The sequence below is a fragment of the Streptomyces sp. NPDC047982 genome (genome assembly GCF_043204165.1).
GTDB lineage: Bacteria > Actinomycetota > Actinomycetes > Streptomycetales > Streptomycetaceae > Streptomyces.
Genome location: NZ_JBIDBS010000022.1, coordinates 70,573 through 85,775 on the forward strand (window position 1 = coordinate 70,573; position 15,203 = coordinate 85,775).

The following is a 15,203-nucleotide window of genomic DNA, read 5'->3' on the forward strand; positions in this document are numbered from 1 at the left end:
GCTTCACGCACGGGACGCGCGGCCGCGGTGCGGGGCCGACCTGACGGGCCGCCGACGACGCCGGACAGCACCCGGCTCTGCCGGTCAGGCGCCGGGTGGGCGGGTCATGGCCCAGGTGTGCGGGCCGCCGTCCGGCAGTGCGTAGTCGGCGGTCACCTCGAAGCCGAGGCCCTGGTAGAACCGCACGTTGCGCTCGTCGGAGGTCTCCAGGAAGGCGGGGACACCCGCCCGCTCGGCGGCCGTCACCCCGGGAAGAAGCACCGCGCGGCCCAGGCCCCGGCCCTGCCGGCCGGGGTCGACGCCGATGGTGGCGAGGAACCAGCAGGGCCCCGTCGGCCGGTGCGGGCGCATCACCTCCTCCGCACGGGCCGCGAACGGGGCGCGGTCGCCCGCGATTTCATCCAGTTCCGGGCCGATCTCGGCGAAGACCGCGGCGGCGTCGGCCGTCGCCGGTGTCGTCCAGACCGCCACGGCTGCACAGTCGTCGCTCACCCACACACTGCCGTGCTCCAGGCCGACCCGGGAGACGAAGAGGTGGTTGAACCGCTCCAGCCGCGCGGCATGGTCGTCGTCGGCGATGGTGTGGCGGGTGAGGGGGTAGTGGAGGAAGGCGCGGCCCAGGGTGCGGACGGCCCGCGGCAGGTCCTCACGGGTGGCGGCGCGGGCGCCGGGCGCTCTCTCGGTCATGTGTCGGTACCAGTCCAGTCGTTGTACGGGATGGCGGCGGCCCGGGCCGGGTGGCGCGGCCCCGGCGGCGAGACGCGCGACCGAGCCGTTGCCCGGCGCGCCCCTGGTCGGTGCCGTCGTGCTCGTCGGGGCCGACTGGGTCGCCGCGCACGCCTTCGCCCCGTCCAACTCCCCACCGGTGCCGTCACCGTGAGCGCCGGAGGCAGGTGCCTGCTCCGGCTGCTCCTCGGCCGCCGACGCAATGGCCGGGCGGGACGATACCAGAGAGAACTATCGTTCGAGCAGCAGCCCTAAGGGGTTGGCTTCCCGGCGTGCGGTGGGCAGCTGCCCCTGACATCTCCCTCGTTCGCGCCCCGTTTTAATGGCAATTGACATTGATGGTGCAGTGTGTGCGGTTGTGCGGCCTGGCGGGGGCGCGGGCCACAATGGCGAGCGGTTCCGACGGCATCCGGGTCTCTGGGAGTGCTTCTTGTCCATCGAGCGTCCGCAGCGCGTCGGCGCGCCCGCCGCCCTCGGCGACCGCCCCACCGCACCCGGCATCCCGTCGGCCCGGGCCGACGGCGGTTCGAGCGGATCCGTGGAGGCGCCGGGGCCGGAGACGTCGAGCGGATCCGTGGAGACGTCAGGGCCGGAGACGTCGAGCGGATCCGTGGAGACGTCAGGGCCGGAGACGTCGAGCGGATCCGTGGAGACGTCAGGGCCGGAGACGTGGGACGCCGATACCTTCCATCGTGTCCTTCGACGGGCCACTGCCGCCGACGCGCCTCGCGGCATGGCCGCCCGGGTCGCGGCGGAGGCCGTGCGGCGTCTTGGGGATGGGCAGCCTCACGTTCCCGATCTGCGGCTTCTGTTGCTGGAGGCCCCCGCCACGGACCTGTGGGCGCGGGCCCGTCGCGCGGCGCTCGGCGCGGTCGCCTCCGGTCCGGCCCTCGCGCCCCGCGTCATCTCCCTGCACGCCCAGTTGCTGCGTCTGCCCTCGGCCACGGTCCGGGAAGGTCACGAACCCGGGAGCGGGCCGGCCTTCGTGGCGCAGGCGGCGTTCCCGTCCGACGGGCCCGAGGTCGCCGGAAGCGTGCAGCGGGCCCACACGCGCAAGGGTGCCCGTCAGCAGGCCATGGCGAGCCTCGTCGCCGCGCTCGCCGGGCTGGAGGATCCCTTCGCCGCGCACGCCGGGACATGGCCCCGGCCGAGCGGCACGGTGCCGCCCCGCGCACCGGCCTCCCGGCCGGGGCCGGCGCTCCACGGCGTCCGCGGCCCGGTCCCGGTCCTCGCCGAGTACGCGCAGGCGGGCCACATCACGCGGCCCGACTTCCACGTCACCGCACACTCGCCCGGCCGCTTCACCGCGACCGTCACCACGACCCACCGGGGACGACGGCTCACCGGCACCGGAACCGGGCCCGGCCACGAGGCCGCCCGCGCCGGGGCCGCCGACAACCTCCTGAAGGTCCTGCGGCACGCGCTCGCCGACAGCCGCTCGAACGCCACCGCGGCGCAGGTTCCCGGGGGTGCCCCCCTCTCACCGGTTCCGGCCGGACCGCCGGCTCCGACCGCGTCCGCGTCCGCCCGGGAACTCCCGCAGGCCCTCGCGGCGAGCGCGCCCGGCCTGTTCGGCGCACGCGCCGCCCTCGACCGGCTCCTCGCCGCAGGCGCCGCCCTCACCCTGCTGCCCTCCCCGCACCCGGCACACACCATATGGATGGCCTTCCGGCCCGACGGCACACCGCTCGCCGAGGCCGAAACCCCTACGGCGCCGCTGCGGGCGGTCACCCGCGAGCTCGTCCTGGCCGGCCCCGGCGGCATCATGCCGCGCCGCGCCACCGTGACCGGGATCGCCGTCCCGCTCGGCCTCGCCCTGCCGGCCCTTCTGGCGTCCCGGGACGGGGAGCATCCGTCGGTGACCGGATGGCGGCACGCCGTCCGGCTCGGCCTGGAGTGCGTGGCGCGGCGGCGCGTCCACCCCGCCCTGACCGCCGACGGCCAGGACTGCTGGCGCGTCGGACCGGTCACCGACGCGCTGCGCCGGGCCGCGGCCGACGTCGCCGTGCGACTGGCCCCCGAGGGCCACTGCCTCCTCGCCGGTACGACGCCCGCCCGCGTGCCCGCGCCCGAAGCGGCGGTGCGGGACCTCCTGGACGCGGTCGCCGACAGCATGCTCCGTACCCCGGGCGCCTCCGTGCTCCTCGGGCCCGGCCCCTACTGCGGGCCGCCGGAGCAGCACGTCGGCGCGTTGCAGGAGTTGTGGAAGTGGGCGGACGCGATCGAGGACACCGTCGACCCCCGGCCCGTCCCCGGTCTGGTGCTGCGCGTCAAGCAGCCCGACGCGACGGGGGACGCACCCGCGGTACCGGTCACCCTGCACCTCGACGCCCCGGACGGGCAGGAGACCGTGTCGGCGATCGGCGTCTGGGACGGGCACACGCCCCGCCCGGACCTCACGCCCGCGCTCCTGCCCGGAGTGCGCCGGGCCCTGCGCCGCGCCGCCCGCGTCTTCCCGCCGCTCGCCGGCCTGGCCGTGCAGGAGCGGCCGGGCGGAACCACCCTGTCCGCAAACGACCTGGTCCGGCTCCACCTCCACGCGGCCGGTCCGCTCGCCGACCTCGGCGTCGCCGTGCACTGGCCCGCCTTCCTCGTCAAATCCCTCACCTCCACCGCCGTCGTCGGCGGCCACGACGAAGGCGCGCCGACCGCGGGGGGCGGCGGCTGTCTGACCCTGGAGAGGCTGGTGGACTGCCGCTGGCACATCGACCTCGACGGCGAGCCGCTGTCCGACGAGGAGATGACCGCCCTGGCCGAAGCCGTACGGCCCCTGATCCGGCTGCGTGGGCGCTGGCTGCTCGTCGACCCCGACACCGCCCGCCGCGCCCGCGACCGCGATCTGGCGCCGCTGCCGTCGCTGGACGCCCTCGCCGCCGCCCTGTCCGGTGCGCTCGCCGTCGACGGCGAGATGCTCCGGGTCCGGCCCGCCGGAACCCTCGCCGCCCTCGTCGAGAAGCTGCGCCGGGCCCCCTCGGCCCCGTGCCCCGTCCCGCCGCCGGCCACCCTGAAGGCCACGCTGCGCCATTACCAGCAGCGGGCCCTGACCTGGCTCGCCCACACCACGGGCATGGGCTTCGGCGCGCTGCTCGCCGACGACATGGGCCTGGGCAAGACGCTGACCACCATCGCCCTGCACCTCCACCGCGCCGAGACCGTGCCGGACGCCGGACCGACCCTCGTGGTGTGTCCGGCCTCCCTCATGACCAACTGGCAGCGCGAGATCGACCGTTTCGCCCCGGGCACGACCGTGGTGCGCTACCACGGCACCGGCCGCGCCCTCGACGCCGGTGCCCTCGACCACCGCTGCGTCGTCGTCACCACCTACGGCACGCTGCGCCGCGACACCCGCGCCCTCGCCGCCCTGCGCTGGGGGCTCGTCGTCGCCGACGAGGCCCAGCACGCCAAGAGCCCCGCCTCGGCCACCGCCGCCGCGCTGCGCGAACTGCCCGCCCGGGCCCGGCTCGCCGTCACCGGCACGCCGGTCGAGAACAACCTCACGGAGCTGTGGGCCGTCCTCGACTGGACCAACCCCGGCCTCTTCGGCTCCCACACCGCCTTCCGCGCCCGCTACGCCGCTGTCGAGAAGGACGCCGGGTCGCCCGCAGCCGGTCGACTCGCCCGCCTGATCGGCCCGTTCATGATGCGCCGGCACAAGTCGGACCCGGGTATCGCCCCCGAACTGCCCGGCAAGGTCCACCACACCCGGGTCGTGTCCCTGACCGACGAACAGATCGGCCTGTACGAGGCGACGGTCCGCGACACCATGGCCGCGATCGCCCACAGCACGGGCATCGCCCGCCGCGGGCTGGTCCTGGGGCTCCTCCAGGCCCTGCGGCAGATCTGCGACGCCCCCGCCCTCTACCTGAAGGAGTCCCTCGACGACGCCGCCGACCCGGCCGACTCCATACGGCGATCGGGCAAACTGGCCGCGCTGGACGAGCTCCTGTCCACCCTCTCCGGTCGCGGCGAGGCCGCCCTGATCTTCACCGGCTACGTACGGATGGGCCGCATCCTCGAACACCATCTGCGCGCCCGCGGCCACCGCTCCGTCTACTTCCTCCACGGACAGACGCCCCCTGCCCGACGCCAGGACCTCGTCGACCGCTTCCAGCACGATCCCGACCCGGCCCCGCTGTTCGTCCTGTCGGTCAAGGCCGCCGGGACGGGGCTCAACCTCACCCGCGCCGAGCACGTCGTCCACTACGACCGCCCCTGGAACCCCGCCGTCGAGGACCAGGCCACCGACCGCGCGTACCGCATCGGCCAGCGCCGTACCGTCCAGGTCCACCACCTGATCACCGAAGGAACGGTCGAGGACCACATCGGCGAACTCCTCGCCCGCAAACGCGCGTTGACCGAGGCGGTCCTCACCTCCGGCGAGAGCGCCCTCGCCGATCTCGACGACACCGAACTGGCCGCCCTCGTCACCCTCCAGGGAACCCGATGACCTCCTCGGCAAGCCCTCGCGCGGGAGCCCTCGTCACGGTCTGGAAGCAGCACTTCCATCTGGCCACCGACGGCTCCGGCTCCTACGCCAGGGGCCTCGCCCTGCATCGCGGCGGCGCCGTCGGCCAGATCCACGCCGCCCCCGGACGGCTCTCGGCGCCCGTCACCGCGAAGAAGGCCGCCTTCAAGGCCGCCGTGTCCTTCCCCGGACTCACCGACGCACCGTGGCGCGCCGTGGCCGACCGGCTCGCGGAGGTCCCCGCCGCGGTCGCCGACCTCCTGGCCGGACGCGTGTCCGCCGCGGTCGCGGACCTGTTGGCCGAACGCGTACCGGCCGTGGCCGACGGTCCCGTTCGCATCGGAGATCTCGTCGCAGGTCTTGTCCCGGACGGTCCCGGCCGACCCGGGGACGCGGGCTCCCGGGCCCCCGGGATCTCCGTCGTCCCAAAAGCCGACGAGATCCGCTTCTCGTGCACCTGCCCGCCCGGCCGCGCCGGCCGCGTGTGCGACCACAGTGCGGCCGTCGGCCACGCCGTGGCCGCCCACCTCGCCGGTGGCGCCTCCCTGCTGCTCACCGCACGGGGCATGCGCACCCGGGACCTCGCCACGCTCCTGCGCGCGCGCATGAGCGACACCGTTCCCGGCGCCCTTCCCGCAGACGTGAACGGCACCGTCCGCGCCGACCAGACCTACTCGCTCTGGGCGCACCGCCCTTCGCAGCGGCCCGGAACGGAAGCCGGGACGAAGGACAGGAACGAGGCCGGCGCCGGGGCCTGGACGGAGACCGGAGCGGGGCGGGGGGCCGCGGGCGGTCTGGACTCCGTCGCCCCGGTCACCGACGCCCTCGACGATCCGCCCGCCCCCTGCCCCCCGGCGCGGGAACTGGCGTGGATGACCGAGGACGCCGCCGACCGCGCCCGCGCGCTGCTGGCCGGGGCCGCAGCGGCGGGGCAGCCGCACGACGAACTCGCCGACACGGTACGGATCCTGGCCACGCCCGAGGGTGTGAACCGGATCCCGGAAGCCGTCCGCGCCACCGGCCACGACGAGGCCGCCCTGCGCACGTTGATGATCGGCTACCGGCACGGCGGTCCGGCCGGGGCCCATGCCGCCCTGGCTCCGGCGCCGGTCCCGGCCGCCGTCCTGGAACAGGCGCGGGACGCCGTCCGCGCGTCCCGGGCGCTGCTTCTCGGCGGCATCGACGTCGTCGACGGCACCCTCACCGACACCACCGCCGGTGTCCAGCTCCGCCCGGGCCCGGACGGCCGCTGGTTCCCCTTCACCTCGTTCGGCGGGGAGTGGCGGCCCGCCGCCGGATGCTCCGCCGATCCCGTCGAGACGTACCGGGCGGCCCGCCGCGCACGTGCGGCGCGGCCGACGACGCACTGACAACTCGTCACCACTGACGCCCGCTGTCGGGCGACCGGGCAGCCGTGCCGGGTCCCGGACGCGGTCGCGAACGCCGCCGGCAGGTCCTCATGGCGTCGAAGGTCGCTTGGTGCACAGGCGTGGGCTCACCGTCCTGCCACGCGGCCACCATGAGGCCGCGCCGTGCCGGGGCGGACTCACCGACGCCGTCATCGACGACACCGTGAGGGTCGCGGCCCCTCGCACGCCCTGGGGTGGACGCCGCGCGTCTGGCGCTCACCGCTGTCGACGTGTCCGAGTGTCCGCCGACCGGCATCGTTCACGCGGATCGACTGCGCCTGCAAGGAAGCCGGTTCTTCGTCCAGGTGCGTTCGCCATGCGTATCCGCGAGGTCCGGCGGTCGGGCCGGCCATGGCGGCGGTGGCCACGACGGGGATGAACGCGCCGTGAGGTCCGGGCGGGGCAAAGCCGGTCCGACGGGCTCGTCGGTACGGCCGGGCCGCCGTCGTGAACGGAGTCGGCGGGCCTTCGCGCCGGACCTCCCCGGCGTGACGGCCACTACCATGGGGCCCGATCCGGCGGGCGGCATCCGCCGCCGCCGAAGGACCGTTCCGGCGTAAGGAATTGGCTATGCGTACCGGCTTTCCCCTGTCCCGGACCACACGTCCCACGCCGGCGGCCGAGCGCGAGAGGATTCTCGCCGCCCCGGGGTTCGGCCGTCACTTCACCGACCACATGGCGTCGGCCGTATGGACGCGGGAAGTCGGCTGGCACGATCACAAGGTGGGCCCGCTGGAGCCGTTCTCCCTCCACCCCAGCGCCGCTGTCCTGCACTACGCGCAGGAGATCTTCGAGGGGCTGAAGGCGTACCGCCACGCGGACGGCAGCGTCTGGTTGTTCCGTCCCGAGGCCAACGCGCGGCGCTTCGCCCGCTCCGCCGAGCGCCTGGTGCTGCCGGAACTCCCGGAGGAGGTCTTCCTCACGAGCGTGGAGGAACTGGTCCGCGCGGACGAGGCGTGGGTCCCGGCGTCGTCCGGTGAGGAAAGCCTGTATCTGCGGCCGTTCATGTTCGCCTCGGAGGCGTTCCTCGGTGTCCGGCCCGCCGCCCGCGTCGTCTACTCGGTGATCGCGAGCCCGGCGGGCCCCTACTTCGCGTCCGGTGTCACGGGGGTCACCCTGTGGGTGAGCGAACGGTTCACCCGGGCGGCGGACGGTGGCACGGGCGCCGCCAAGTGCGGCGGCAACTACGCCGCGAGCCTGGCCGCGCAGATCGAGGCCGAGGAGCACGGCTGCGACCAGGTCATGTACCTGGACAGCGCGGGCAACGGCGCCCTGGAGGAGTCCGGGACGATGAACCTGTGCCTGGTCACCTCGGACGGGCGCCTCGTGACCCCGGCGCTCGGCACGATCCTGGAGGGCGTCACCCGCGACACCGTCCTGGCACTGGCCCCCGAGTTCGGCCTGACCCCGCAGGAGCGGTCGATCGGCCTGGACGAACTGCGCTCGGGTGCCGCCGACGGCTCCATCACCGAGGTGTTCGCCGCGGGCACGGCGGCGGTCATCACCCCGATCACCGGCTTCAAGGGCAACGGCTACCAGTTCACCGTCGGGAACGGCGCCCCGGGCCGGCAGACCATGGCCCTGCGCAAGCATGTGCTGGACATCCAGTACGGGCGCGCCGAGGACAAGCACGGCTGGCTGCGCCGGGTGCTGTGAGCCGACGCGCGCGTACGGCGGCCGGGACGCCAGCGGGCTCGCACGTCGCGCCAGGCGAGTCGACGCGCGCGTACGGCGGCCGGGGTTGTCCGCCCCGGCCGCGTTCAGCCGGTGGCGCCGGCCGTCGGCGCGGAGGCCCGGTCGGCGATCAGCCGGACGATCTCCTGTTGATGTGCCGTCAGAGAGAAGTGACCACCCTCGAAGACGCTGAACTCGAAGGCCCCTTCGGCGTGCTGGGACCAGGCCCTCGCCTCGTCGGGGGTGACCGTTACGCCGGAATCCCGTGCCCCGGGGTGGTCCGCCTCCCCAGGGTTCCTGAGTAGGAGTGCTCAGGCGAACCGTACTGGTGTGCCCGTAGGGTCCGGCCCATGCACATAGATCAGTCCTCCGCCGCGGCCCGGCGCGTGGGCATCACCGCGGTCGGCTCGTGCCTGCCCGAGCGGGTCATCACCTCCGAGGACCTGCTCAGACGCGTGACGCGGGCCAGTGGACTCCCCCTGCCGCCGCGCACGTTCGAGCGGTCCACCGGCATCGTGACCCGTCGTGTCGCCGCCGACGACGAGTACGCCTCGACCCTCGCCACGGCCGCCGCCCGGACCGCGCTCTGCCGCGCCGGACTCGAACCGCCCGACATCGACCTCCTGCTGTTCGCCTCCGCCAGCCGCGATGTGGTCGAGCCCGCCACCGCGCACATCGTGCAGGCGGAACTCGGCTCCCGTGCCCACGCCTTCGACGTGACCAACGCCTGCAACAGCTTCGTCAACGGCATCGACACCGCACGCGCCCTGATTCTCGCGGGGCGCGCCCGCCGGGCCCTCGTCGTCACCGGCGAAACGCCCAGCCGCGCCGTACGCCACCGCCCCGCCGACCTCGGCCAGTTCCGCGCCGGCTTCGCCGGCTACACCTTCGGCGACGCGGGTGCCGCCGTCGTCCTCGAACCGGTGCCCACCGGCGGCATCCTCGACGTGGACACCGAGACCCGTTCCGAACACTGGGCGGTCGGCGGCATCTTCGGCGGGGGCTCGCGCCACCCCCGCGACGAGGAGCACACCTACTTCCACGGCGACGGCGGCGAACTGCGGGACGTCTTCGAGAAGGTCGGCACCGGCGTCCTCGACCGCGTCCGCCACCGCACCGGTCTCGGCTGGGACGACTACCGGTACATCCTCGTCCACCAGGTGACCCTGCCCTATCTCGAACGCTTCCGGGAGATCACCGGCGTTCCCGAGGACCGGCTCGTCGTCACCGTCCCCGAGACCGGCAACATCGCCTCCGCCACCCTCGGAATCCAGCTCGACCGCGTCCACGACGACCTGCGGCCCGGCGACCGGGTCCTGTTCGTCGGCCTGGGCGGCGGCGTCAGCATCACCACCATGGTCTGGGAGAAGGCGTGACCGACCTCTGGGTCGTGGTACCGGCCCATCAGGAGGCCGCCCGCATCGGCTCCGCGCTCGACGCGCTCGCCCGGCAGCACGACCGCGGCTTCACCCTGGTGGTCGTCGACAACGCGTCCACCGACGGCACCGGTGACATCGCTCGCGACTTCGCCCGGAGCGCCCCCTTCCCCGTACACGTCCTGGACGAGCGGGAGAAGGGCGTCGGCTGCGCCGTCGACACCGGGTTCCGGTACGCCATCCGGCACGGCGCCGCCCTGCTCGCCCGTACCGACGCCGACTGCCTCCCCCACCGCGGCTGGACCGCCGCGGCCCGGGACGCGTTCGGGCGCGGCGCCGGGCTGGTCTGCGGGCGGATCGACGCCCGCCGCGACGAACACGGGCCGACCGGCCGTGCCGCGTTCCGGGCCGCCGTCGCCCTCGCCGCGTTCTTCGGCCGCGTCCGTCCCGCGCACCACCGGCGCCACGGCTACCTCACGCCGTACCGGATGCACGCCGGCAACAACATGGCGATCACCGCCCGGCTCTACGAGGCCGTCGGCGGCATGCCCCGCCGCCCCTCCCCCACCGACCGGCTCTTCCTCAACCGCGTCCGGCGCCACACCACGGCCATCGTCCACGCCCGCGACATGGTCGTGGAGAACTCCACCCGCCGTCTGCGCGCCTACGGCCTCGTCGGCACCGCCCGCTGGTACCTCGACCGGGGCCCCGGCCGTCACGGGGAGGACCCGCGCTGATGCTCGACACCCTCGCCCACGCCCTGCGCCGCGGCGGCCATCGGCCCGCCGTCCTCGGGACCACCCGCACCGGAGCCGTCCGCACCAAGGCCACCTGCGGTGAACTCGCCGACCTCGCCGACGCGTACGCCGCCGCCCTGCACGCACGCGGCATCGGCAGCGGCGGCACGGTCGGAGTCGCCGTGCGCCCCGGGCCCCGCGCGCTCGCCGTACTCCTGGCCGTGCACCGCCTCGGCGCCCGAGCCGCCGTGCTCGATCCCGGTGCGGGGCCCGATGTGCTCCGGGCCCGACTGGCCCTCGCCCGCCCGGACCTCGTCCTCGCCGACGCCACCGCGCAGGCCGTCGCCGGATGGGCCCGGCCGCTCGCCCGGCGCGCCCGGCTCGCCCTGCCCGACCTCGCCGGTCTGGGCGGCCCCGTGGCCACGATCGGCCCCCGGCTGCCCGGCTGCGCGCCCGCGCTGGACCGGACCGCCGGGGCGGGCGGGCTGCCCCGACCGCGCGACGAGGACGGTGACGCGGTCATCGTCTTCACCTCCGGCACCACCTCCCGGCCACGCGCCGTCGTCCACACCCGTTCCTCGATCGCCGCGGGCATGACCACGGTCACCGGACTCGTGGGGCCGCAGCCCGGCCGGCCCGTGCTCGGCGGCACCTTCTTCGTCCTCGTCCCGTCGCTGGCGAGCGGCGCGCCCGTCGCTCTGCCCGCCCGCTCGCCCCGTGTCCTCGCCCGTCAGACAGGCCGACTGGGCGCACAAGCGACTTATTTGACGCCTCCCCAGCTACGGGCCGCGCTCGCCGAGGGTGCGCGCTTCACCGGGCGCGTATGGACCGGTTCCGCGCCCGCGAGCACCGATCTGCTCACCCGCGTCAAGGACAGCGGCGCCGACGAGGCATGGGGCGTCTACGCCCTCACCGAACTGTTCCCCGCGGCGGCCGTCGAGCAGGCCGAGAAGGCCGCGTTCACCGGTGACGGCGACCTCGTCGGCGCGCCGCTGCCCGGTGTCGGGGTCGAGTCCGGCCCCGGCGGCGAACTGCTGCTCTCGGGCCCCGCCGTTCGCCACCGCTATCTCGGCGAGGACCCGGACCCATGGGTCGCCACCGGCGACCGGGCCCGCCTGGACCGCGGCCGCATCGTCCTGGAGGGCCGCTGCAAGGACATGGTGCTCCGTACGGCGGAGAACATCTACCCGGGTCTGTACGAACCCGCTCTGCACGTGCCCGGTGTCGAACTCGCCCTGCTGGTGGGCGTTCCGGCCGGTGACGGCGACGAGCGCCTCGTGGCCGTCGTCCAGCCCGCCCCCGGCGCCGACACGGTCCGCCTGCGGACCACCCTGGCCGCCCCGATCTCCCGCATGGGCACCGCCCGCCCGGACGCCCTCCTCTTCGCCGGAATCCCACTCTCCGGCCGCTCCCGCAAACCGGACCGCGCGGCGACGGCCCGCCTCGCGGCGCGGCGACTGGCCCGCACGGGGCGGCGTACCGGGTGAGCCGGTACACCGCATCAGCACCTTGATCACCATGCCGAGCGGGCACGCCTCGCCGGCACCCGAATGCCATGCCACCCCCGCTCGCCGCACAAGGCCCGTCCCCCCGCACCGCCCCACGACTCCGCGCGCGCCGCTCCCCAGCCGCACGTCTCCACGGCCGCACCGCTCCCCACGACTCCACCTTCCACCACTGCACGCCTCCACATTCCGCGACCGCATCGCCCCACGACGGAAGGAACGCCGAATGAACCCCGAGCAGCCGCGGCCCCCGCTGTGGACCGTGGTTCCCGCCCACAACGAGGAGCGCACCATCGGCGGCACCCTCACCGCCCTCGCCGCGCAGACCGACACCGGCTTCACCCTGGTCGTCGTCGACAACGCCTCCACCGACGGCACCGCGACCGTCGTCCGCCGGTTCGCCGCGACCGCACCTTTCCCGGTGCATGTCATCGCGGAGGCGGAACGCGGGCCGGGCCCCGCCAGCGACACGGGGTTCCGGTTCGCCATCCGGCACGGCGCCGCTCTGCTCGCACGTACCGACGCCGACTGCCTCCCGGCACCGGACTGGATCGCGACCGCGCGGGCCGAGTTCGCGCGGGGAGCCGAAATGGTCTGCGGGCGCAGCGTGCCCCGCCCCGACGAGTCCCCGTCGTTCGCGGAACGGCGTCTGCTGCCCGCGGCGGTCCGGCTGGCCTCCCTCTACGGCCGCTACCGCCGGGCACACCGCGATCCCCGCTACCGCACCCCCTATGTGCTGTGCCACGGCCACAATCTCGCCCTCACCGCCGATCTCTACATCCGCTGCGGGGGTGCGCCCCGGCTGCCCTTGCGCGAGACCTCGGACGACGTCGAACTGCTCAACCGAGCCCGGGAGCACAGCGACCGGATCGTCCGGACCGAACACCTGGTGGTCCACAACAGCCTGCGCCGACTGCGGGCCTGGGGCGCGCGGCGGACCCTGCTGTGGTACTGGGACCGCCGTCACCTTCCCGCCGACGACCGTGAGGTGCACGTCCGTTGACCCCTCGACCACCCGTCCCCAAAACCCCGGCCCCGAACCTGCCTCCGGCCCCGGGCGTGGCCGCGGCACGGGCCCGCCGACGTGACCGCCGCGTCTACACCCGCGCGCACCCCGTCCTGTTCGCCCTGCTGGCCGCGACGCGCCGACGGCCCTTCGTACGCCTCGGCGGGACGGTGCTGGTGCACGGGACGGACGCGTACCGCCGGACGCTCACCCGTGTTCCGCTGGACCGCACGGCCGCCGGCACCACCGGCGGCACGGCGCGCGAACTGTCCACGGCCACGGCAGGGAAACCGTCCGTCGACTCGATTCGCCGACCGCCCGAGGGCGGGCTGCTGTTCGACCAGGAGGGCGACGGGCACCGCGAGGCCCGCCGCTCGGTCGCGGACAGTCTGGGCGCGGCGGGCGTGGAGCGGCTGCGGCCGGTGTGGCGGGCGGTCCTCGACCGGTGTCTCGCCCCGCTGGATGCGGGCCGCCCGGTCGATCTCGTGCCCATCGCCCGGGAGCTCGCCGGGGCGACCGTGTGCGCCCTGCTCGGCACGGGGCCGGGCGCCGATCCGTCGGTGCTCGCCGCGGCGGCGGGCGACGCCGCGTCCGCCGCCGTACGCGACCATCTGCCCGGACCGCGCCGCCCCGGGAGCGCCCGGGCCGCCGCGGAGGCCGCCGCACGCCTGGAAACCCTCCTCGCCACCAGTGGCGGCGGCTTCGCGGACGGGGGGCTGCGGGCCATGCTCGCCGTCGCCGCCGTCAACACCACCGTGGCGGCACTGCCCCGCGCCGCCGCCTGGTGCGCCGACGCGGGCCTGTGGGACCAGGCGGCCGACGACCGGCTGCGGCCCGCGCTGGTCACCGAACTCCTGCGGGTCACCGCACCGTCGCCGCTGCTGCCGCGCGTCGCCGCTGCTGCCGCCGACGCGACGGCGGGCGGCTGTCCGGTACGGGCCGGGGACCGGCTGGTCCTGGTCGCCCGGCACGCGGCCCGTGCCCACGACACCCCGCCGGACGCCCGACGGCCGATGGCACCCGCCGTGTCCCAGCTCGTCTTCGGCGCGGGTCCGCACGCCTGCCCCGGTGCCCGGCTGGCACGGGCCCAGCTCGACGATGTCCTGGCCTCGCTCGCGCCCCGCCGTCCGGTCGTCGTACGTGCCCGAGTGGACCGACGGGCGGCCCTGCCGGGCTGGCGCACCCTCACCATCAGGGCTCTCAGCCCGAACACGACGCCCCCCGCGGAGGACCGATGACGACGATCGCCGTGACCGGGGCGAGCGGTTTCTGCGGCTCCCATGTGGCCATGACCGCCGCCGCGCGCGGTGCCGACGTGCTGTGCGTGGGGCGCCGCCCGGGGCCGGTGGGCCGTCATGTCCCCTGGGACGCCGCGTCGCACGCGCCGGATCTGCGGGGCGCCGATGTCGTGGTGCACTGCGCGGCGGCCGTCGGCGATCCCGTCCCGGGTTCGCCGGCCGAGGCGGCGATGCGGGCCGTCAACGTCGACGGGACGGCCCGGCTGCTGGAGGCCGCGGCGGGACATCCGGTGGTGTGGGTGAGCAGCGCCAGCGTGTACGCGCCGGGCCACGGGCGCGGCCGGATCCGCGAGGACCACCCCGTACGCGGGCACCTCAACGCGTACGGGCGCACGAAGGCGGCGGGCGAGGCCCTCGCGCTCGACGCGGGCGCGGTGGTGCTGCGTCCGCGGGCCGTCTACGGCCACGGCGACCCGCACCTGGTGCCGCGCGTCCTCGACCGGGTCCGCGCGGGGCGCCTGTTCCTGCCCGGGGGCGACGTGGCTCTGAGCCTGACGGCAGTGGAGAACCTCGCCGAAGCCTGCCTCGCCGCGTCCGGCTGGCCGCCCGGCGCGTACAACATCGCCGACCCGGTCGCGTACCGGCGCGATACGGCGGTAGAGGCGGTGCTGCGCGCCCATGGAGTGACGGCGCGCCTCCATCACCTGCCGCTCGCGGTGGCCCACGGCGCGGCCGTCGTGGGCGAGGCACTGGGCCGGCTGCGGCCGCAGGCCGAGCCGCCGCTCACCCGGTACGCCGTGGATCAGCTCGCGCACACTGTCGTTCTCGACGTCTCCAGGGCCCTGGGGCAGGGCTGGGTGCCCGTGCGGTCTCTGCACGACTACACGGCGGACGTCGCCCGGGCCCTCGGTCCCGGTTGATCGCGTCCGGTTTCCGCACCGTGTGAAAATGGTCCGCCAGAACTGGTCCGCCCCGCTCACGGCCGGGCCATGCCGTTCATTCATGGGTCACCCTTTTCCAGGGTTTTTCAAGTCCGAGCCGTTCACGCTGCGCGTAATTCACCCGCA

General features: G+C 75.2%; 10 protein-coding genes. 9 read left to right on the forward strand and 1 reads right to left on the reverse strand.

Annotated features, from left to right (window positions below; all coding sequences use genetic code 11):
• Nucleotides 1-84: 84 nt before the first annotated feature.
• On the reverse strand, nucleotides 85-687 hold the full coding sequence (locus ACGF2V_RS24970; RefSeq protein WP_362709195.1) for a GNAT family N-acetyltransferase: 603 nt from the start codon (nucleotides 685-687) through the stop codon (nucleotides 85-87).
• Between the two features lie 469 nt (nucleotides 688-1,156).
• On the opposite strand from ACGF2V_RS24970, the gene ACGF2V_RS24975 reads away from it, so the two are divergent.
• The 9 genes from ACGF2V_RS24975 (at nucleotide 1,157) to ACGF2V_RS25015 (ending at nucleotide 15,056) form a co-directional block, all read left to right on the forward strand.
• Nucleotides 1,157-5,173, forward strand: a complete 4,017-nt coding sequence (locus ACGF2V_RS24975) for a DEAD/DEAH box helicase (RefSeq protein ID WP_362709192.1) — start codon at nucleotides 1,157-1,159, stop codon at nucleotides 5,171-5,173.
• A complete protein-coding gene (locus ACGF2V_RS24980) occupies nucleotides 5,170-6,561 on the forward strand; it encodes a hypothetical protein (protein WP_362709190.1) in 1,392 nt (463 codons plus the stop codon). The genes ACGF2V_RS24975 and ACGF2V_RS24980 overlap by 4 nt, the downstream gene beginning before the upstream one ends.
• Before the next feature lie 609 nt (nucleotides 6,562-7,170).
• Nucleotides 7,171-8,256, forward strand: a complete 1,086-nt coding sequence (locus tag ACGF2V_RS24985; protein ID WP_362709188.1) for a branched-chain amino acid aminotransferase — start codon at nucleotides 7,171-7,173, stop codon at nucleotides 8,254-8,256.
• Nucleotides 8,257-8,624: 368 nt separating this feature from the next.
• On the forward strand, nucleotides 8,625-9,650 hold the full coding sequence (locus tag ACGF2V_RS24990) for a ketoacyl-ACP synthase III (protein WP_362623757.1): 1,026 nt from the start codon (nucleotides 8,625-8,627) through the stop codon (nucleotides 9,648-9,650).
• Entirely contained in the window at nucleotides 9,647-10,387 is a 741-nt protein-coding gene (locus ACGF2V_RS24995) for a glycosyltransferase (protein WP_362709185.1), read from the forward strand. Before ACGF2V_RS24990 ends, ACGF2V_RS24995 begins: the two co-directional genes overlap by 4 nt.
• Nucleotides 10,387-11,874 (forward strand): class I adenylate-forming enzyme family protein, encoded by a 1,488-nt coding sequence (locus tag ACGF2V_RS25000; RefSeq protein WP_362709182.1) that lies wholly within the window; start codon nucleotides 10,387-10,389, stop codon nucleotides 11,872-11,874. The genes ACGF2V_RS24995 and ACGF2V_RS25000 overlap by 1 nt, the downstream gene beginning before the upstream one ends.
• Before the next feature lie 244 nt (nucleotides 11,875-12,118).
• Nucleotides 12,119-12,895 (forward strand): glycosyltransferase family 2 protein, encoded by a 777-nt coding sequence (locus ACGF2V_RS25005; RefSeq protein ID WP_362623765.1) that lies wholly within the window; start codon nucleotides 12,119-12,121, stop codon nucleotides 12,893-12,895.
• Nucleotides 12,892-14,136, forward strand: coding sequence for a cytochrome P450 (locus tag ACGF2V_RS25010; RefSeq protein ID WP_362623768.1), 1,245 nt, complete (start codon nucleotides 12,892-12,894; stop codon nucleotides 14,134-14,136). Before ACGF2V_RS25005 ends, ACGF2V_RS25010 begins: the two co-directional genes overlap by 4 nt.
• Nucleotides 14,133-15,056 (forward strand): NAD(P)-dependent oxidoreductase, encoded by a 924-nt coding sequence (locus tag ACGF2V_RS25015; protein ID WP_362709180.1) that lies wholly within the window; start codon nucleotides 14,133-14,135, stop codon nucleotides 15,054-15,056. Before ACGF2V_RS25010 ends, ACGF2V_RS25015 begins: the two co-directional genes overlap by 4 nt.
• Nucleotides 15,057-15,203 lie beyond the last annotated feature (147 nt).